Below are 19,173 nucleotides of genomic sequence, written 5' to 3'. Positions count from 1 at the left end.
GCTTGGCGAGGACGTTGACGCGGCTGATCTCCCCCCTTTCGGGCAGGGCAATCGGATATGGCGCTCCCCCACTCCGTCGAGCTTCGCTCGCCACCTCTCCCCCGATCGACGCTAGGGCATATACACATCTCGCAAGGCCCAACCATCGGCACAGGCACGGAAGTAGGCCAAGCCGTTGTAGAAGGTGATAGGGCCTGGTGGCCTTGAGGAGGCATAACCGTTCCAGCCGCCGAGCCTTGCGATGATCCAGGCCGCCCATGCGAGTGAGTTTTTGGGGTAGGGATTGGATTGCAGCCGCGTCTTGCCCTTGAAGCGTGTCTCGATCGCCGAGAGCGTATCGATCTCGTTGGACGTGAAGGCGAGGCTCGCCTGTTGATCGCCTTGGCCATTGCGGGCCTGCACGAGCTGCATGACGATGATGGCGGCCTTGGCGGCGATGGCGACGAGCTTTTCCAAGCGCGCGGCCGATTGCAGCTGGCTGTCTTCGATCTTCAAGCCTTGGCTCTTCATCACCCGGAAGAACTGCTCGATGACCCAGCGCTGCTTGTACCAGTCGACGATCTGCCAGGCCTGGGAGGGTGTGGCCACCGCATGGGTGGTCAGCAGCAGCCAGTGAAGCGGCTCCACGTCGGCGGGCGCAGCCGTCTCGATGACTTCGACCCAGCGCAGCGTCACGCCTTTGGGCAGGTTGGCCTCGCGCAGGTTGCCCGGCCGCCGGATCGTGGCTTCGCCAAAGCGCAAGCAAAGCTCGGCTCGACGCGCCGGGCGGTCGGCCCGTTCGCGCAGCTCGATCACCTGGGTGTCACTGAACGCCACCTCCTGCACGGCACGGCGCAGCGTTGTGCCCGAAAGCAGTGCGCGGTCATGCATGACGCGTGTCAGCACGTGGAAAGAGCCATCCGGCACACGCGCCCACATCATATAAAAGTCACTCTCACGATCGGCGATGAAAGTGACCATACGGGCCCGGGCCAGCACTGGCTTGGCCGCTTGCGCGGTTTCGACCCAGCGGCACGATTCCTTCTCGCTCAACGAGCGATCAGCGTGCGGTGGCAGCTCTTCATCGCCCCGTGTCCAAACCCGCCCGCCCACAAGACCAAGGCAAGAACCGCGCTCGGCATCAAGGGCGAGCATCGGATGCAGCAGCATGCCCCAGCAATTGCCCTTCTTGATCCTGCCAAGATCGCGCCGGTTGTCCTGCGTCGTTGGGAATCTGATCTCGCTGGTGTCTTGCAGCGCCAAAACATGCCGGCCGTCCACTGCAACCCGCGTCGGTTGGCTCCAGCCTTCAATCACCCGCTCGACCGTCACCGCATCATTGCCGAGAAAGCGCCCATAGCGGATCTCCTCGGAATGGTTGCCGCCAGAAAGCTGGCGCAAGCACACCGTTTCGCGCAGCACCATGCCTTGGAGCAGCGACGCCCCCCTTTATCGAGGCGGCGATCTCCAAACAAACCTAATGACCACGACGGGCACGACATCGGCGACAATCCTTGCAAATCAGACCGTCGCAGAAAAAATCATACCTCAGGCATTCGCGGAATCCGACCCAGCCAAGGCGAGTCAATCCGCCGCACCGAGATATGTATATGCCCTAGCACATCGTGGGGGAGAGGAAACGCCACCGCCGAGGTCGCGGCCTTGAAAGGCTTGGGTTTCCTCTTCCCCCTGGGGGAGAGGTGGCCGCGCAGCGGCCGGAGTGGGGGGCTGGCGCCGCCATTTGCGATTGCCCTGCCCTTGCGGGGGGAGATCGCCGGCTTTGCCGTCCCACTTCACAAGGTGATCGCCAACGCAAAAAGGGCGGCCGAAGCCGCCCTCTTGGAAGAATGGGTCCCTCCATCAAAGGAAAATGATCACCTTGCCATGCTTGTGGTGATGATGGTTGTGGTGGTGGTTGTAGTGCTTCCACCAGAACTTCTTGAAGTGCTTCTTGTGATGGTTGTGGTGGTGATGATGATGGCCGTGCATGCCGTGGGCGGACGACGTGCCGACAGTGCCGGCGAGCGCGCCGGTGGCGACGAAAATGGCGACGAGGCCTGAGGTAAGAGTGCGCTTGAACATGATGATCTCCTGGATCCTTGATCGAGGCGACCCATTCGCCTCTGACCATCAGTCGGCGCGATGCGGCAAAAGGTTCGAAAGGTCGAGGAGATTTTTGTGGAGTGGCGCTTGGTGCAAGCGAATAGCGAATAGCCAGTAGCGAGTAGCGAAGGCAAGGACACCAAGGAATCCCTATTCCCTATTCCCTATTCCCTATTCCCTATTCCCTATTCCCTATTCCCTATTCCCTATTCCCTATTCCCTCTCTCTCACCCCATGCCCGTCACATGCCGAAGCCAGAAGGCGAGCACGATGAAGCCGATGATGGTGGTCACGCCGGTCCAGTCGACATTGGCCTTCTTCACATCGCTGATGATCCTCACCAGCAGCATCCAGGCCACGAAGATGATCGGGAGAATGATGACAAATCTGATCATGCGGCACCCCTGCGCGAAGCGATTGCACCTTCCCGCTATGTAGGAAGCAATCCGGCGGTTTTCAGGGTGCCCTCCCCGACGGCCCATGCGGCATGCCGGGAAAAAACGGAGTTTTGTCTTTACTGGCGCAACAAATATGCTAACCGGAGCGCCGTGCCCTTGTAGCTCAGCTGGTAGAGCAGCGGTTTTGTAAACCGAAGGTCGGCGGTTCGATTCCGTCCGGGGGCACCAGCAAATCAATCACTTAACGCCTTTTATATGGTGGCTTTTAGCTGAAAAATTTCTTTCGGGTATGCTCAGGGGTAATATCAAAGGGGTGTGCGAACATGGCGATTTGCCTTTGACTCGTCAAATCCGATTGTTCAATGGATGATTGGCAATGCAACGTAGAGCCATTCATATGACCACGCACCCACTCGCACAAAAGCCCGTCTGTGAATCAGTCATCCTGTACTCGTTCCCCAAATGCGGCAGGACATGGCTGCGCTATATTTTTCTCCATCTTTATGACCAGCACCTCGCCGCTGAACACTTCGTCGACCTCGCCAACACCAGGCTCAAGATCGTCCTCGTGAGGAACATCCTCGACGCGATGGTTTCGTATTACTTCGAGGTCAAACATCGCGCAGGTTTCGTCGGCGATGCCGATCGCAAGAATGAGCTTCTGGATAGATGGTGTAAGAGCGACAGGTCGATGCGATCGTTCGTGAGGTTCGGAGTCGCTGACGACTTCTTGAATTTCTATGACGAGTGCGCCCGGCTGACCGGTGAGAGAATTCTCGTCCGATACGAAGATCTCCAAAGCGATACGGTCGGCACCGTGACACGCATCGCCACGCGACTTGCCCCTGTACTCGGGAGGGAGCTAAGCGCGTCCGCGATCGGCGCCGCCGTCAGCGCCTGCAGTTTCGAATCGATGAGAGCGCTGGAAATCTCTGGTCAGGGGATTCCCGGAGTTCAACACATGGGCACCTGGCTGCCCAACTTGATCCCCGGTTCTCTGGACAACCCGGCCTCTTACAAGACCAGAGAAGGGAAAGTCAGGGGCTACACGGCACATCTGTCGCAGGACGATGTGAGATATCTTGCAGACGTGGCGCAGCGACACGACATGTACCGGTCCTTTTATCCCGACGTCGTTCAAGAGTGAGCGTCCGGCGAACGCATTTTTCGGCTTGGGTTGAGGCGTAGGGTTGGGGTTGGCGGCTTAACGTTTTGGCTCGTCTGCCATTACGCGCTCGATCATTTCGGGATCTCATTGTTCATCGACCAGCAATTCCTGGCAAGCCGCACGATGGCGACCCTGCCAACGAGCAGGATAATTGACGAACTACTCGCCAGAGTCTCCGGGCGCCCCCAGCCTTCCGGACGCGATTACGAGGCGCCGATAGCCCCTATGAGGCGCTCGCGATTTGGGCAGATGCGTTCATCCTGGTGAACGTGTTCCGCACCCTGACAGACTTGTAGACGTATGCGACCCAGAGCCCTGTCAGCACAAACGAGACTATGGGTGCCAACAGCGCATCCCCTGCGAGCACCTGGTTCACCGAAACCCTCAGAATTGACGAAATCCAGATCGTGTCCAGGATAAACACGACCGGAATCGCAAACCACTGGTACAGAAACAATTGCGGGAAGCGGTGGCTTCGCCGCAGCATCGAAACGAGCACAACCAGCTGAAGCGCCAGAAATGCCAGATTGAGAGCAAGCTCGCCATACACCGCCAGCGGGCCGTTCGGGAGGGTCATGAGTTGCTGGTAGCCGTCGGCCGAATTGGCGAAGTCGGCGAGTGTGCGCAGCGGCGACAATGCCTGCCCGATCGCCAGCAGCATCAGCCAGCCGCCGAAGCCCACAAGCGCTTCAGGATTCTGTGACGGCTTCGCGGCCGATCGAACAGCAAAGAAAACAGGCACGCCGATCAACAGCAGCAAGATCGCCCAATGCCAGATGGAAAACGTCCCCATTTACCCCTCCCCCTTTTATACCCCTCTAAGTTGTACCAGATTTCAAATTCAACTCAAGAGGCGAGCCCTCGTGTGAAATGGCAATATGCCGAATCGACGATTTCTCCTGTCTGCTGCTGACTCCCTCACACCCAATCGCCGCCACCAGAATCGTTCTGCCGGCGGATCGCCGGGCGCAGCTCCGGTATCTTCGCCGCGTCGCGCTTCACGAATTCAGTTCGCCGAGCGCCGCCCCGTCAATGTCCTGGCACACAAGGCCGAGCACCTGCAGACGCGTGATCAGGGCTGGGTCGAGCGCGGTAAGCGCGGTATAGGCCGGGCTGTCGGCCGGTTGCTTCGAAATCGTCGTCGCCTGCCGCCTCCTCGCTGGGATAGTGCAGCGAGTGCCCGATAGGGATCATCATTCCATATTTGTCACACTTAGTGATTTGCTTATAGGGGCGACGCACTTCAGGTGGGCGCAGGCCATTCCGGCTTCAGGCACTTGGCGGAAACGGCGGGGGGTGCGAAAGGTGGCCAAGCATGGTCCAAACAAGCACCATTATTTTGAACGGCGACTATGGTTACAGCAGCTATAAAGCATCCAGTCTCGCCGCCGACACCATTATCGATGCCACTAACGCTTCGTGGGTCGTTGCCAATCAGGGAAGCCCCACCAACCTCTATCCCTTCGCGGTCACCAACCCCGGCGACAACCTCCTGGTTTCGGGCGGCACGGTCAACGGCACGGTCTCCCAGACCGGCGACTGGGAGAACATTTACATCAACTCCGCGGCGGTCCGTGTAAATTCAGCCCACAGCTTTGTCATCGACGACTGGACGATCACCAAGCCCTGGGATGGCATCCGTGTCGGCGGCACTGGCACGTTCCTCATCGACGATAGCTATGTCGGCTACTCCCGCGACGACGCGGTTGAGAACGACGACGTCATCGGCGGCACCATCCGGGATTCCTTGTTCGACCACGTGTTTTCCGGAGTGAGCCTTGGCGACGGTGACGTGGATGGGTCTGACAACACGGTCATCATGGATGGCATGCTTCTGGGCATGGGAGAGTACCTTCGCCAGGGCGAGATGACCCACGGCTCGCCGTTCAAACTCGACAAGGGCACAGGCTCCGACGATGTCGTGCCCAGCCTGCACTTTATCGATTGTGTGGTGGCGATCTCCGACGTCAACCACAACGGCTTTGAACGGGTGCAGCGGGCCTGGGACAAGACGGTCGAGTCGCACGGCAATTACTACCTCAACCTCTCTGACACGCCGCTGCCGTCCAATTATCCAAGGCCGCCCGCCGGCTGGACGGTCCTTGAAGGCCAGGCGGCCCGCGACTACTGGGCCAACGCCAAGGCGGTCTGGCACGCAACCCATGACGGGACCGATGCGCTACCGTCACCTGCGACACCGCCGACCGACCTAGCCACGGGGACCACCGGGAACGACACTTTTGTCGGCACTGGCGCGGCCGATACCTATGATGCCCTGGCTGGCAACGACACATTGCGGGGCGGTGGTGGCAACGACGTGCTCAGCGGTGGCGCCGGCAAGGACAGCTTCGTGTTTGACTCGGCCTATGGACCCGGCAATGTCGATAAACTCACCGACTTCCACGCGGCCGATGACTCGCTTTATCTCGACAACGCCGTCTTCACCAAGCTCGGCACCGGTTCCTTGTCCAGCCCGACGCAGGTGAACTCGTCCTATTTCGAGTTGCGCGAACACGCCACCAGCCACAACGATCACCTGCTCTACAACCGGACCACGGGCGTTCTGTCCTATGACCCCGATGGCTCGAACTCGACCCCCCAAGTGGAAATCGCCCATCTGGAGGCCGGGGCAGCCCTGACCTTTCACGACGTGTTCATCATTTGATCGCTCATGCGATCCAATGGCACTGCCAAGCGCGAGCGCGTCAGCCTAACTCCAGCCAGCAACGCTGATAGAGATTAGAGCAAGGTTGCTGTGTCGATTCGAACGCGAATCGGCACGGCGACGCCTTGCGTGTGGTGGTCCCAATTCCCTTTCCGCCCAAACAGGTGGTTCTGACAGTCTGTAACAGATGTGGAATTCGTCCATTTGGTCGAGCACATCATGGCCGGCGTCTTCGGCATGATCGCGCGGAACCTCATGGCGTTCTTCAACAATTCCGGTTTCAACCAGTTCGCCGGCTCCTGACTCTTCACACCCCAATCGCTGCCACCAAAATGCGGTGCTGCCGGCGTATCGCCGCGCGCAGCTCGGCAATCCTCGCCGCGTCGCGCTTCACGAATTCGATGAACATCATGTTCATGTTGTTGAAGATCAGTTCGCCGAGCGCTGCTCCGTCGATGTCCTTGCGCACCAGGCCGAGCGCCTGCAGCCGGGCGATCAGGGCGCGGATCTGTTCGGTGAGCGCGCGGTCGAGTGCGGTGTAGGCCTGTCCGAACGGGCTGTCGGGCAGTTGCGTCGAGATCGCCATCGCCTGCCGCCACATTTCTGCGAGTGCATCCGTTTTTTTACATTTTGTGATTTGCACAATACCGTTAACGCGCCTCTGGTGGATGCAGGCCTTTCTGGCTTCAGGCACGTGGCGAAAAGGGCGAGGGGTGTGAAAGGTGGCCAAGCATGGCCTATACGAACACCATTGTCTTGAGCGGCGACTATGGCTACCGCCAATATAAAGTATCCGGTCTGCCCGCCGACACCATAATCGATGCCACCAGCGCCTCGTGGATCGTCGCCAATCAGGGAAGCCCCACCAACCTCTATCCCTTCGCGGTCGTCAACCCCGGCGACAACCTCGTGGCTTTGGGCGGCACGATCAACGGCACGGTCTCCCAAACCGGCGACTGGGAGAACATCTACGTCAACTCCGCCGCAGTCCGTGTGAATTCAGCCCACAGCTTTGTCATCGACGACTGGACGATCACCAAGCCCTGGGATGGCATCCGTGTCGGCGGCACTGGCACATTCCTCATCGACGATAGCTATGTCGGCTACTCCCGCGACGACGCGGTCGAGGACGACGACGTCATCGGCGGCACCATCCGGGATTCCTTGTTCGACCACGTGTTTTCCGGAGTGAGCCTTGGCGACGGTGACGTGGATGGGTCTGACAACACGGTCATCATGGATGGCATGCTTCTGGGCATGGGAGAGTACCTTCGCAAAGGCGAGATGACCCACGGTTCGCCGTTCAAACTCGACAAGGGCACAGGCCCTGACGATATCGTGCCCAGCCTGCACTTTATCGACTGCGTGGTGGCGATCACCGACGTTCACCACAACGGCATGGAGCGGCTGCAGCGGGCCTGGGACAAGACGGTCGAGGCGCACGGCAATTACTATCTCAACCTCTCTGACACGCCGCTGCCGTCGACTTATCCAATGCCGCCCGCCGGCTGGACGGTCCTTGAAGGCCAGGCGGCCCGCGACTACTGGGCCAACGCCAAGGCGGTCTGGCACGCAACCCATGACGGGACCGACCCGTCACCGTCACCTCCGCCACCGCCAACCGATCCGGCCACGGGGACCACCGGGAACGACACTTTTGTCGGCACTGGCGCGGCCGATAGCTATGATGCCCTGGCTGGCAACGACACACTGTGGGGCGGGGGTGGCAACGACGTGCTGACCGGTGGCGCCGGCGAGGACACCTTCGTGTTAGACACGGCCTATGGCCCCGGCAATGTCGATACACTCACCGACTTCCACGCGGCCGATGACTCGCTTTATCTCGACAACGCCGTCTTCACCAAGCTCGGCACCGGTTCCTTGTCCAGCCCGACGCAGGTGAACTCGTCCTATTTCGAGTTGCGCGAACACGCCACCAGCCACAACGATCACCTGCTCTACAACCGGACCACGGGCGTTCTGTCCTATGACCCCGATGGCTCGAACTCGATCCCCCAAGTGGAAATCGCCCATCTGGAGGCCGGGGCGGCCCTGACCTTTCACGACGTGTTCATCATTTGATCGCTCATGCGATCCAACGGCACTACCTAGTGCGAGCGCGTCAGCCCAACTCCAGCCAGCAACGCTGATAGAGGTTAGAGCAAAGTTGCTGTGTCGATTCGAACGCGAATCGGCACGGCGACGCCTTGCGTGTGGTGGTCCCAATTCCCTTTCCGCCCAAACAGGTCGTTCTGACAGTCTGTAACCGATGTGGAATTCGTCCATTTGGTCGAGCACATCATGGCCGGTGTCATGTGTCTTCGGCATGATCGCGTGGAACCTCATGCCGGACCTCAACAATTCCGGTTTCAACCAGTTTCGACGGCTCCTGACTCTTCACACCCCAATCGCCGCCACCAGTATCCGGTTTTGCCTCCGTATTGCCGTGCGCAGCTCGGCAATCCTCGCCGCGTCGCGCTTCACGAATTCGATGAACATCATGTTCATGTTGTTGAAGATCAGTTCGCCGAGCGCTGCCCCGTCGATGTCCTGGCGCACCAGGCCGAGCGCCTGCAGCCGGGCGATCAGGGCGCGGATCTGCTCGGTCAGTGCGCGGTCGAGCGCGGTGTAGGCCTGGCCGAACGGGCTGTCGGGCAGTTGCGTCGAGATCGCCATCGCCTGCCGCCACATCTCCTTGCTGAGATAATGCAGCGAGTGCTCGATATAGATGCCGACCAGCGTGTCCAGCGCGTCGCCGACATTCGCCGGCGGCCTGGCGACGACGCCTTGGCCGGCATTGAGCACCTCGTTGACCTCCAGCGAGACGATGGCGCCGAGGATGTCGCCCTTATTCTCGTAGTAGTTGTAGATCGTGCCGACAGAGACCTCGGCCTGGGCGGCGATCGCCTCGATCTTGGCGCCTTCATAGCCGGCCTCGCGAAACAGTTCCGCCGCCGCCTCGATGATGCGCCGGTGCCGGTCCGCCTTTTGCCTTGCCCGCAATCCGCTCATCCCAGCCTCTTGCCATAAAAACAGAATTGACTCAATTTTAGAATTGGTTCAATTTTTTGCAAGAAGCCACAAAGGCAAAGGGAGAACACTCGATGTCCGCTAAACACACAGCCTGCAATCCGCTTTCCATCCTGAAGACCCATTTTCGCGCCGCGACCGCAGCCGCAGCGCTGCTGCTTGCGACCGGTGCTCAAGCCGCCGATCTCAACGCGCTGATCTGGTGCGATCATGCCGACCCTGCGCTGCTGCAGCCTTTCGAAGAGGCCAACAACGTCAAGGTCAACGTCAAGGAGTTCGAGGGCACCGGCGCTGGCCTCGCCATCGTCGAACAGTCGCAGCCCGGCGACTGGGACGTGATGGTGATCGATAGCATCGACGTGCCGCGCGGTGTCGAAAAGGGCCTGTTCGAGCCGCTGCCGGAAGACCAGCTGCCGCTGGCCGACCTGTTTCAGCAGGTCAAGATGGACGGTTCCACCGTCGTCGGCGGCAAGCGCTACGGCGTCACCGAAAAGTTCGGCTACAACACGATCGGCTACAACAAGACCAAGGTCGACCCGGCCGACATGCAGTCGATGGCAGCACTCACCGGCGAGAAGTACAAGGGCAAGGTCGCTATCTACGACTATTACCTGCCGGTCATCGGCATGGCGGCACTGGCCATCGGCAAGAAGACGGCCGATCTCACCGAAGCCGACCTGCCCGCCATCAAGGACGAGCTTCTCAAGATGAAGGCCAACGCCAAGCTGGTCGGCGAAGTGACCGCCAGCCAGACGGCGCTGGCGACCGGCGAGGTCGACATACTGGTCGGCGGCGGCGAATGGGTGACGGCGGGGCTGGCCAAGGAGAACCCGGCGCTCGACTTCTCGATCCCCAAGGAAGGTGCGGTGCTGTGGTCGCAGTCGCTGGCCATGTTCAAGGATTCCAAAAACAAGGACATGGCGCTGAAATTCATCCAGTACATTATGAGCCCGGAAGGCCAGGCGCGGCTTGCCACCTCGTCCTGCTACTGGGGCATGCCGGCCAACACCAAGGCGGCGCTGACCGACGACCAGAAAAAAGTCCTGCGCTTCGACGAGCAGCCGGGCTTCCTGGCGCGCGCCCAGGCCTATCCTGCGCCGAACGCCGATCTCGACAAGAAGATGCAGGACATGTGGACTGAAATGCTGCAGGCGAAATGAGCAGATATCGCTCATGAGCACCTCGGCAAACAACCCCCTGCCTCGGGCGGGCCGCGCCCTGCCCCGGGCGAGCTCTGCTCTGCCCTGGGCGCTTGTCACGCCGGCGCTCGGCTGGACGCTGCTTTTCTTCGTGCTGCCCTTCATCGCCATGGGGTTTTCCAGCCTGACGGCGCATGAGGGCGGCGGCTTCACGCCGTCCAACTACAGCCAGTTCTTCACCAACCCTTCCTACTGGCAGGCGATGGTGAACTCGCTGCAGGTCACAGCGATCGTCACAATGGTCTCGGTGCTGCTCGCCTATCCCTTCGCCTGGATCCTCGCCGAACAGGTGCCGGAACGCTGGCAGCGGCTGGCGCTGATGCTGGCCGTGCTGCCGTTCTGGACCTCCTATGTCGTACGCTCCTACTCGTGGCTGCTGGTGCTGGCGCAGAACGGCGTCATCAACCGGGTGCTGACCGGCTCTGGCCTGATCAGCGAGCCGCTGCAACTCGCCAACACGCGTTTCGCCACCGTCACCGGCTTCGTGCATTTCTTCGTCATGCTGTTGACGCTGACGATCTTTGCCAACCTCAAGCAGTTGAGCCCGAGCTACCGCAAGGCCGCCGCCGATCTCGGCGCCGGGCCGGTGCGCACCTTCCTGCATGTCGTGCTGCCGCTGACCTTGCCCGGCATCATGGTCGGCGCCTTTCTGACCTTCGTGCTGTGCATTGGTGACTACATCACGCCGCAGATCCTGGGCGGCAACAACGAGCTGCTGATGCCGCAGCTGGTGATGATGCAGATCGGCCGGCGCGGCGATTTCCCGCTGGCCTCGGCGCTGTCGATCATCCTGATGGCGGTGGTCACCATCGCCTACCTCGCCTGCGCCCGCTGGCTGAAGATCGAACGGGCCTGAGATGCGCAGGATTGTCCGCATCGCCTCCTGGCTCTACGCGATCGCCGTCTACGGCTTCATCTTCCTGCCGGTCGTGGTGCTGGTGCTGTTTTCGCTGCAGGCGACGTCGTTTCCGATCCCGCCCTTCACCGGCCCGTCGCTGCGCTGGTACGACGCGGTTCTCTCCGACGTCAGGCTGACCTCGGCGCTCGTCAACTCGCTGCTGGTGGCGTCCATCTCGTCGGTCGCCGCGGTCACGCTCGGCTTCCTCTCCGCCTGGGGCTTTGCGCGCTTCGTCCTGCCGGGCTCCGGCCTGTTGCGCGGCCTGATCACCCTGCCGCTAACGGTCAGCTATCTCATCATCGGCATGGGGCTTCTGGTGCTGTTCAACTGGGCCGGCGTGCCGAAATCGCTGCTGGCCGCCGGCATCGGCCATGTCGTGATCAACCTGCCGCTCTGCTTTGCCATCATCTACAGCCAGATGGGCGACCACCAGATCAACATCGAGCGCGCCGCGCGCGACCTCGGCGCACCGGAATGGAAGGTGCTGCTCTTGATCACCGTACCGGTCATGGCGCCTGCCATCTTCGCCGCCTTCTTCCTGTCGATGACCTTTTCCTGGGACGAGTTCGTGATCTCCTTCCTGCTCACCCGCTTCGACACCACGCTGCCGGTCGAAATCTGGAACCTCTTGCGTTCGGGCCTTAATCCCAAGACCAACGCCGTCGGCTCGCTGGTCTTCGCCGTTTCCATCGTGCTGGTGGTGCTGTTCGAACTGACATTGCTGCGCAGGAGAAAGGCATGACCGCGCCTTTGGTCGATATTCGCTCCGTCTCGCACCGCTTCGGCCAGCACACCGTGCTGAAGGATGTCTCGCTGCAGATCGAGCCCGGCAGCTACACGATCCTGCTCGGGCCCTCGGGCTCCGGCAAGACGACGCTGCTCTCCATTCTGGGTGGCTTCGTCACACCCAGCGAAGGCAAGGTGTTCATCCGTGGCGAGGACTGCACGTCGATGCCGCCAGCGAAACGGCCGACGACGACGGTGTTCCAGGACTATGCGCTGTTTCCGCATATGAGCGTCGGCAGCAATGTCGGCTTCGGCCTGCGCATGCAGGGTGTCGACGGCACGACACGGGCGGCAAAGGCGCGCGAGGCGCTGGCGCTGGTCGGATTGGCTGCCGCCTTCGACAAGAAGCCGCATCAGCTCTCCGGCGGTCAGCGGCAACGCGTAGCGCTGGCGCGTGCGCTGGTGATCGAACCGGCGGTGCTTTTGCTCGACGAGCCGCTCGGCGCGCTCGACCTCAAACTGCGCCGGCAGATGCAGGACGAGTTGAAGGCGATCCAGAAGCGCGTCGGCACCGCCTTCATCCATGTCACCCACGACCAGGAAGAGGCGATGGCGCTGGCCGACCACTGTGTGGTGATGAATGACGGGCGCATCGAGGACGAAGGTCCACCCGAACGCGTCTACGCACGGCCGGCGACGCGCTTTTCCGCGACCTTCATGGGCGAAAGCACGATCCTTGCCGGCACAGTCACGGAGGCCGGGGACCGGACAAGCACTGTCGCGACGCCTGTCGGGCCGATTTCGCTGCCCGGCGCGTTACCCGTCGGCTCTGCCATCGTGCTGGCCATACGGCCGGAGCATCTTGTCCTCGGCACGGCCGCAGGCACCGTCAAGCTCGGCACGGCTGAGGTGAGCGACGTCGTTTTCCAGGGCAGCTTCAAGCGCGTGCTCGCCGTTTCCGTCGAAGACCCATCGCTTCACTTCATCGCCAGGCTGCCCGCGACAGCCACCGCCCGGCCGGGCGACACGGTTGCCGTTTCGTGCGATACCGACCAGATCATCCTGCTGACGGACTGAACATGGGTACGCTTGCGGTCATCGACGCACCCGACTGGTACGAGACCATCCGCATGAGCGATGGCGTCACCTTGATCCACGAGCCATGGATCAAGCCGTTCTTCCGCTGCAATATGTGGCATGTGCGCGGCCGCGACCGCGACCTTCTGTTCGACACCGGGCTTGGTCATTTCAGCCTCAGGCGCCACGTGCCGCTGGTGAGCGAGCGCAAGTTGACCTGCGTCGCCAGCCACACGCATTTCGACCATATCGGCTGCCACCACGAATTTCCCGAGCGCTGTGTGCACGCGGCCGAGGCTCAAATCCTCGCCGATCCGCGCAATGAATGGACGGCCGCCGGTACCTATGCGACGGACGAGATGTTCGATGGCATGCCGCAAGGCTGGGACACGGCGCGCTACCGCATTCTGCCCGCACCTGCCGGCCGCCTGCTCGCGCAGGGCGACGTCGTCGATCTCGGCGACCGCGCCTTCGAGGTGATCCACACGCCTGGCCATTCACCCGGTGGCATCGCGCTCTACGAAAACAGGACGGGCATCCTGTTATCCGGCGACATCATCTATGACGGCCCGCTGATCGACGACGTCTATCACTCGGATATCCCAGACTACATGGCGACACTCATGCGCCTGCGCGACCTCGATGTCTCGGTCGTGCATGGCGGCCATTTCCCAAGTTTCGGCAAGGTGCGCTACCGCCAGCTTGTCGACGAGTATCTGGCACAAAAGCGGCAGGCGGGCTGCCATCTGCGGCAGCCCTGGAAAGCGGGTTAACGCATCAGTTCGAAATGCCGCGGAAATGCCTGGTGCAGCAGGAGCAGCATGGTCTTGCGCAGCACGTTGGTGTCACGGCTGGACGGATTGAGATGATCCCAATACCAGGCGCCATGAACCAGATAATTCAGGCTCTCTGACAGGGTGTCGATGTCGACGCCGGTATAACCGCTGCGCGAAATCTCGATCAGCAGCTCGCGCGCCTCGGCAGTGTAGGCAAGGTCGCTCGGCAGGCCGATCTCGTTGTAGATCTGCATGCTCTTGCGGTCGCTGGAGAACACGACAAAGACCGAAACCCATTTGGGATGCTGCCGGGCGAAGTTTTGCGCGCAGTTGACCGCCCCGAGCAGGCGCTCGACCGGCGACAGGCCGGGCGCCCGCACCAGCGTAACCCACAATTCATCGTATCGATCGCTGAGATACTGCAGGACGGCCCGGAACAGGTTCTCCTTGCTGCGAAAGTGGAAGACGACCAAGGCATTGGACGAGCCGACATGTTCGGCGATGCGCTGCATGGTGACGCTTGCCAGCCCCTCCTCCGCGATGAGTTCGATGGTGGCGTCGATGATCCGCTGCACGCTGGCTTCGCCGCGTTCGCGCCGACGGTCCTTGGGCGGCGCGGCATCGTTTGCCGAAACCCCGTCCTTGGCCATTGCGCCTTTGTGTTTTGCCGCTGTCGCCTTGCGTTGCGCCATCTTCGTCCAGTCCCTTTCGAACCTTGCGGCGGCGATCGCTGTCGCCGCCACGGATCCGTGTATTCGAGGTGTCCGGCATCGGCTCACCACAACGCAAGCCGGAGATCAAGCACCAGTGCGGCAAGGGCCGCATCGCCCGATCAGAGCGACGGACGCGTTTCGGTGTTTGTGTACCATTGTCCCTTAGCCGTCTCATAGGCCATGGCCGCGCGGAAAACATCGGCATCGCAATAGGTGCGGCCGACAATCTGGATGCCCGTCGGCACGCCGCTTGCCGCCCGGCCCGAAGGGATGGAGAGAACCGGACAGCGGCTCAGCATGTTGAACGGCGTCGTCATCACCCAGCCAAGCGACGGGTTTACCTGCTTGCCGTTGATCTCGACCGTACCCGTGGTCTGATCGAACTCCGCCGGCACAGAGGGAAGCGCGTTGGTCGGGCAGATCAGCACATCGTAGGTCTCCAGCAGCGGGCCCAGCGTCTGGTACATCCTGGCCGCTACCTCCAGGGTGGCGACAAAGTCCGTGGCCTTGGACTTTTGCCCGTCCTCGGCGAACTGCCTGGCATAGGTCGTCATGTCCTTGCCGTGTTCCTTGAGCAGCTGCGACAGCGAAGCGCCGAACAGATGTTCGAGATAAGCCATGCCGGCCTTGAGCACGTCGTCGCCCCAGCCCAGGTCAACTTCCTCGACCGTGGCGCCAAGCGAGCGGAACACATCGCAGGCGGCGAGCGTGTTCTTGCGCACGTCCGGGTCGACTTCAAAGGAGCCAAGGTCCATCGAGAAAGCAATCTTCCAGCCCTTGATCGGCTTGTAGTCGAGCGGCAGCCGCAGTTTTGGGCGCAGCGTGGCGATGTCGAGCGGGCTTGGTCCGGCCATGACGTTCTGCAGCAAGATCGCATCCCCAACGTTTCGCGCCAGTGGTCCGGTGTGGCAGTAGAAGTCGAGGTTGAACGGCGGCTCGTCCGGATTGCGCCCGTAAGGCGGCTTGAAGCCGACAAGGCCGCAGGCCGACGCGGGAATGCGGATCGACCCGGCAATGTCCGAACCGGTGGCGATCGACGACGTGCCGGAAGCCAGCGTCGCCGCGGCACCGCCGGATGAACCGCCCGGTGTGAAGTCGCGATTCCATGGATTGCGCGTCACACCCCAGCGTCTCGACCAGGTGTAGCCGGCGCAGCTGAATTCAGGCGTCGCCGTACGGGCATGGACGATGCCTCCGGCCTTGATGATGCGTTCGTTCATCGTCGAGGTATGACCACCGATGGCATCCTTCGACAGCAGCGAGCCGTTCGATGTCGGCTTGCCCTTGATATAGCTCTCGTCCTTGATGCCGATCGGCAGCCCCTCGAGCGCCCCGGTCCGGGCGCCCCTGGCGTATTTCGCCTCGGCTTTCCTGGCCAGGTCCATCGCCTCGTCGAAATGCGTGAAGGTGAAGCAGTTGATCGTCGGCTTGGTGGCCTCGGCGCGCCGGATGGTGGCCTGCATCAATTCAACGGGCGAAAGCTCCTTCGCCTTGAACAGCCGCAGCGCCTCGCTGGCCGGCATGTAGCAAAGGTCGAGATCGGTGGTCATGGGAAGTCTCCTGCGATCGCCGGATCGCGTTTGGCATGGACGGGAGGTGGCCGCGCCGCGTGTCGCGGCGCGGAGAATCCGGATCAGGTTATTTCTGAAGGTCGGTCCAGATTTTCGTGTAGAGCGCCTGCACATCCGGCGGACAGGCCTGCATAAATTGGCCCTTGGCAGCGAATTGCGCGGGAACATCGACTTCCGGAGCGCCTTTCATGTCCGCGGGCATGAAGGCTTCCGAGCCCTTGATGCCGTTGGCATAGCGGGCAAAGGCCGAGATCATCGCGGCATTTTGCGGATCCATGACGAAGTTCTGGAAGAGTTTGGCATTTTCGACGTTTTTGGCGTCCTTCAGCACAGCGACATTGTCCATCCAGATCGGGTAGCCTTCCCTAGGATAGCCGTAGACGATCTTGTCGTTCTGCATCCGCTGGCGCAGCGAGATGCCGTTCCAGTTGACGCCGGCGGCGATGTCGCCCTTGCCCAGGCCATCGACGGCGCCATAGTCGAAGGACAGCCATTTCGCCTTGGCCTCGACCAGCTTGTCGCGCACCTTCTTCAGCAGCACCTTGTCGGCGGTGCAGTACTGGCCGCCTTCATAGGCGATGGCGAGGAACATGATGTCACCCATTTCGGGGACGACATTGATCTTGCCGACGAGCTCGGGCGGCGGGTCGAGGAAGATCGCGGACGTGTTGATGTCGCCGGAATAGACCGACTTGTTGACCGACACGCCGGTCGTGCCCCACTGCCACGGAACAGTGTATTTGCGGCCCGGATCGAAGGGCACATCGACCCATTTGGGGGCTACATTCTTGAAATTCTCCATCTGGTCCGGGCGCGATTCAAGCAGCAGGCCTTCGCTGATCCAGATCGGAACGACGCTTGCCGAAGGCACGACGATGTCGAAACCGGCGCCGCCCTGGCGGATCTTGGCCAGTGCGGTGTCGTTGGAATCGAAGTCGGTGACGGTAACCTTGACCTTGTAGGTCTCCTCGAACTTCTTGATCAGCTCGGGGCTGGTGTAGTTGCCCCAATTGTAGATGTTGAGCTCGCCCTCGGCACGGGCCACGCCCGTCGCGGCCAGCAGCGACAACCCAAGGGCGGTCGCGGTCAGTTTCCAGTTCATGCTACTTTCTCCCATTATTAGCTCCCATTGTTGGGACCCGGGGCAAAGCCGCCTCAGGTCCGTTTCCTGCTGACGAAAAAGAAGGCGGTGACGATGCCGATCGACAGCAGCAGGAAGGCTGTCGAGATTGCATTGATCTCGGGTGTAACGCCGCGGCGGATCTGGCCGAGCATGTAGGTCGGCAGCGTGTCCTGGCCGCCTGATTTGACGAATTCGGTGATGACGACGTCATCCAGCGAGACGACGAAGGCGAGCATCAGCCCGGCCAGAATGCCCGGCCAAAGCAGCGGCAAGGTCACGTGCCGGAACGTCTTCCATCTGGTCGCATAGAGGTCGGCCGCCGCGGTTTCGAGCGCCAGGTCCATGCTTTCGAGCCGCGCCCGGATCGGCAGATAGGCAAAGGGGATGCAGAAGGCTGTGTGTGCGGCGACGAGGTAGCCGAGGCCGGAATAGCCGGTCCAGATCTTGATGCGCGAAAACACGATCAGCAACGCCACCGCGGTGACGATCTCCGGCACCATCAGCGGCTGGTTGATGAAGGCGTATTTGAAGGTCAGTCCGCGATAGGGTTTGGTCCGGGTCGTCGCCAGCGCCGCCATGGTCGCCGAGATCGTCGCTAGCAGCGCGGCGACCGCCGCGATCTGGAACGAGCGGATCGACGATTCGATCACCAGCCCGTTGCTCCAGGCCACATGGAACCAGCGCAGCGAGAAGCCCTTCCAGATCGCCAGGGAATCGTTGTCGTTGAAGGCGTAGACCACCAGCGTGGCGATCGGCAGATAGAGCAGGAAGAAACACAGTATCGCCAGGCTGACGAAGCCGTTCTGCCGCCGGACGTCGAAGCGCTTAGCCATGGGCGCCATCCGACCTGGTCGTGTTGCGGACATAGAAGAGCAGCGCCACCATGACGATGACCATCAAGGTGATCGACAGCGCGGCACCGAGCGGCCAGTTGCGACCTGCCCCGAACTGCAGCTCGATCAGATTGCCGATCATCAGATTGGTGCCGCCGCCCAGCACGCGCGGCGTCACATAGGCGCCAAGCGAAGGAATGAAGACGAGGATCGAGCCGGCGACGATGCCCGGCGTGACCAGCGGGATGATGATGCGCCTCAACACGTCGAACCGCGTCGCGTAGAGATCATAGCCCGCCTCGACAAGGCGGAAGTCGATCTTCTCTATGCTGGCGTAGAGCGGCAGCACCATCAGCGGCAGGAAGACGTAGACCATGCCGGCCAGCACGGCGAAATTGGTGTACATGAGCTGGATGGGATGATCGGTGACCCCAAGCGCTTGCAGCGCCGAATTGATGATGCCGTCATTGCGCAGCACCTCCTGCATGGCGAAGGTGCGGATCAGAAGGTTCGTCCAGAACGGTATGGTGATCAGGAACAGCCAGATATCGCGCTGGTGATCCGGCCGCGTGGCGATGAAATAGGCGGTGGGAAAGCCCAGGATCAGGGTCAGCACGGTGGTTGCCAGCGACAGCGACACCGAGCGCCAGAAGATCGACAGATAGGCAGTGGCGAAGGACAGCGTGTCGTCGAAGACATCGCGCTCGAACAGCACGCTCACCCAGGCGTCGGCCGAGAACTGCCATTTCACATCGCCGTAATTGCCTGGCGTCAGGAAGGAATAGACGACCACGATCAGCAGTGGCCCAAGGGCCGCGAGGAAGACGATCAGCAGCGCCGGGGCCGAAAGCAGCCAGCGCAGCCGGATATCTTCACGTTCGGCCTTTTCGGCGACCTCACTCGCGGTTGCCATG

At 61.4% G+C, this 19,173-nt stretch carries 19 protein-coding genes and 1 tRNA gene; 9 read left to right on the top strand and 11 right to left on the bottom strand.

Annotation, left to right across the window (positions count from 1 at the left end; translation table 11 throughout):
• Positions 1-111: 111 nt before the first annotated feature.
• The 3 genes from ACFOJ9_RS14490 to ACFOJ9_RS14480 all read right to left on the bottom strand — a co-directional run bounded on the left by ACFOJ9_RS14490 (position 112) and on the right by ACFOJ9_RS14480 (position 2,477).
• Positions 112-1,404: an IS4 family transposase gene (locus tag ACFOJ9_RS14490; RefSeq protein ID WP_378979481.1), complete on the bottom strand. Its 1,293-nt coding sequence runs from the start codon at positions 1,402-1,404 to the stop codon at positions 112-114.
• Between the two features lie 435 nt (positions 1,405-1,839).
• The gene (locus ACFOJ9_RS14485) at positions 1,840-2,061 is read right to left on the bottom strand and encodes a hypothetical protein (RefSeq protein ID WP_378979480.1); all 222 of its coding nucleotides are present in this window, start codon (positions 2,059-2,061) and stop codon (positions 1,840-1,842) included.
• A 248-nt stretch (positions 2,062-2,309) separates the two neighbouring features.
• Entirely contained in the window at positions 2,310-2,477 is a 168-nt protein-coding gene (locus ACFOJ9_RS14480) for a hypothetical protein (protein ID WP_378979479.1), read from the bottom strand.
• A gap of 155 nt (positions 2,478-2,632) precedes the next feature.
• Between ACFOJ9_RS14480 and ACFOJ9_RS14475 the strand changes: the two genes are divergently transcribed.
• Positions 2,633-2,708, top strand: a tRNA-Thr gene (locus tag ACFOJ9_RS14475).
• A 169-nt stretch (positions 2,709-2,877) separates the two neighbouring features.
• Positions 2,878-3,627, top strand: a complete 750-nt coding sequence (locus ACFOJ9_RS14470) for a sulfotransferase domain-containing protein (protein WP_378979478.1) — start codon at positions 2,878-2,880, stop codon at positions 3,625-3,627.
• Between the two features lie 244 nt (positions 3,628-3,871).
• Here ACFOJ9_RS14470 and ACFOJ9_RS14465 read toward each other — a convergent pair whose 3' ends face one another.
• A complete protein-coding gene (locus ACFOJ9_RS14465) occupies positions 3,872-4,441 on the bottom strand; it encodes a DUF2569 family protein (protein WP_378979477.1) in 570 nt (189 codons plus the stop codon).
• 522 nt (positions 4,442-4,963) lie between these two features.
• On the opposite strand from ACFOJ9_RS14465, the gene ACFOJ9_RS14460 reads away from it, so the two are divergent.
• Entirely contained in the window at positions 4,964-6,313 is a 1,350-nt protein-coding gene (locus ACFOJ9_RS14460; RefSeq protein ID WP_378979476.1) for a hypothetical protein, read from the top strand.
• A gap of 307 nt (positions 6,314-6,620) precedes the next feature.
• Here ACFOJ9_RS14460 and ACFOJ9_RS14455 read toward each other — a convergent pair whose 3' ends face one another.
• Entirely contained in the window at positions 6,621-6,899 is a 279-nt protein-coding gene (locus ACFOJ9_RS14455) for a hypothetical protein (RefSeq protein WP_378979475.1), read from the bottom strand.
• Positions 6,900-7,045: 146 nt separating this feature from the next.
• Here ACFOJ9_RS14455 and ACFOJ9_RS14450 point away from each other — a divergent pair, with 146 nt between their 5' ends.
• Positions 7,046-8,395: a hypothetical protein gene (locus ACFOJ9_RS14450; RefSeq protein ID WP_378979474.1), complete on the top strand. Its 1,350-nt coding sequence runs from the start codon at positions 7,046-7,048 to the stop codon at positions 8,393-8,395.
• Positions 8,396-8,710: 315 nt separating this feature from the next.
• Here ACFOJ9_RS14450 and ACFOJ9_RS14445 read toward each other — a convergent pair whose 3' ends face one another.
• The gene (locus tag ACFOJ9_RS14445) at positions 8,711-9,325 is read right to left on the bottom strand and encodes a TetR/AcrR family transcriptional regulator (RefSeq protein ID WP_378979473.1); all 615 of its coding nucleotides are present in this window, start codon (positions 9,323-9,325) and stop codon (positions 8,711-8,713) included.
• Between the two features lie 92 nt (positions 9,326-9,417).
• Here ACFOJ9_RS14445 and ACFOJ9_RS14440 point away from each other — a divergent pair, with 92 nt between their 5' ends.
• The 5 genes from ACFOJ9_RS14440 to ACFOJ9_RS14420 are packed head-to-tail and all read left to right on the top strand — an operon-like array spanning position 9,418 to position 14,016.
• Entirely contained in the window at positions 9,418-10,503 is a 1,086-nt protein-coding gene (locus ACFOJ9_RS14440) for a polyamine ABC transporter substrate-binding protein (protein WP_378979472.1), read from the top strand.
• Positions 10,504-10,516: 13 nt separating this feature from the next.
• Positions 10,517-11,398, top strand: a complete 882-nt coding sequence (locus ACFOJ9_RS14435; RefSeq protein ID WP_378979471.1) for an ABC transporter permease — start codon at positions 10,517-10,519, stop codon at positions 11,396-11,398.
• Position 11,399: 1 nt separating this feature from the next.
• Positions 11,400-12,182: an ABC transporter permease gene (locus ACFOJ9_RS14430; protein WP_378979470.1), complete on the top strand. Its 783-nt coding sequence runs from the start codon at positions 11,400-11,402 to the stop codon at positions 12,180-12,182.
• Entirely contained in the window at positions 12,179-13,243 is a 1,065-nt protein-coding gene (locus ACFOJ9_RS14425; protein WP_378979469.1) for an ABC transporter ATP-binding protein, read from the top strand. The genes ACFOJ9_RS14430 and ACFOJ9_RS14425 overlap by 4 nt, the downstream gene beginning before the upstream one ends.
• Positions 13,244-13,245: 2 nt before the next feature.
• On the top strand, positions 13,246-14,016 hold the full coding sequence (locus ACFOJ9_RS14420) for an MBL fold metallo-hydrolase (RefSeq protein WP_378979468.1): 771 nt from the start codon (positions 13,246-13,248) through the stop codon (positions 14,014-14,016).
• Here the strand turns inward: ACFOJ9_RS14420 and ACFOJ9_RS14415 are convergent.
• The 5 genes from ACFOJ9_RS14415 to ACFOJ9_RS14395 form a co-directional block, all read right to left on the bottom strand.
• Positions 14,013-14,762 carry a TetR/AcrR family transcriptional regulator gene (locus tag ACFOJ9_RS14415; protein WP_378979467.1) on the bottom strand — a complete coding sequence of 250 codons (750 nt, stop codon included), beginning with the start codon at positions 14,760-14,762 and terminating at the stop codon, positions 14,013-14,015. The two genes, ACFOJ9_RS14420 and ACFOJ9_RS14415, sit on opposite strands and share 4 nt — an antisense overlap.
• An 89-nt stretch (positions 14,763-14,851) precedes the next feature.
• Positions 14,852-16,282, bottom strand: a complete 1,431-nt coding sequence (locus ACFOJ9_RS14410; RefSeq protein ID WP_378979466.1) for an amidase — start codon at positions 16,280-16,282, stop codon at positions 14,852-14,854.
• 88 nt (positions 16,283-16,370) lie between these two features.
• Positions 16,371-17,405 (bottom strand): extracellular solute-binding protein, encoded by a 1,035-nt coding sequence (locus ACFOJ9_RS14405; protein WP_378979465.1) that lies wholly within the window; start codon positions 17,403-17,405, stop codon positions 16,371-16,373.
• Positions 17,406-17,458: 53 nt separating this feature from the next.
• Positions 17,459-18,259, bottom strand: a complete 801-nt coding sequence (locus ACFOJ9_RS14400; protein ID WP_378979464.1) for an ABC transporter permease — start codon at positions 18,257-18,259, stop codon at positions 17,459-17,461.
• Entirely contained in the window at positions 18,252-19,172 is a 921-nt protein-coding gene (locus ACFOJ9_RS14395) for an ABC transporter permease (protein WP_378979463.1), read from the bottom strand. The genes ACFOJ9_RS14400 and ACFOJ9_RS14395 overlap by 8 nt, the downstream gene beginning before the upstream one ends.
• Position 19,173 lies beyond the last annotated feature (1 nt).

The sequence above is a fragment of the Mesorhizobium cantuariense genome, assembly GCF_042647205.1.
In the GTDB taxonomy this organism is placed as follows: domain Bacteria; phylum Pseudomonadota; class Alphaproteobacteria; order Rhizobiales; family Rhizobiaceae; genus Mesorhizobium; species Mesorhizobium cantuariense.
Note: the sequence above shows the minus strand (reverse complement) of the source record. Positions and strands in the feature narration are given on the sequence as shown.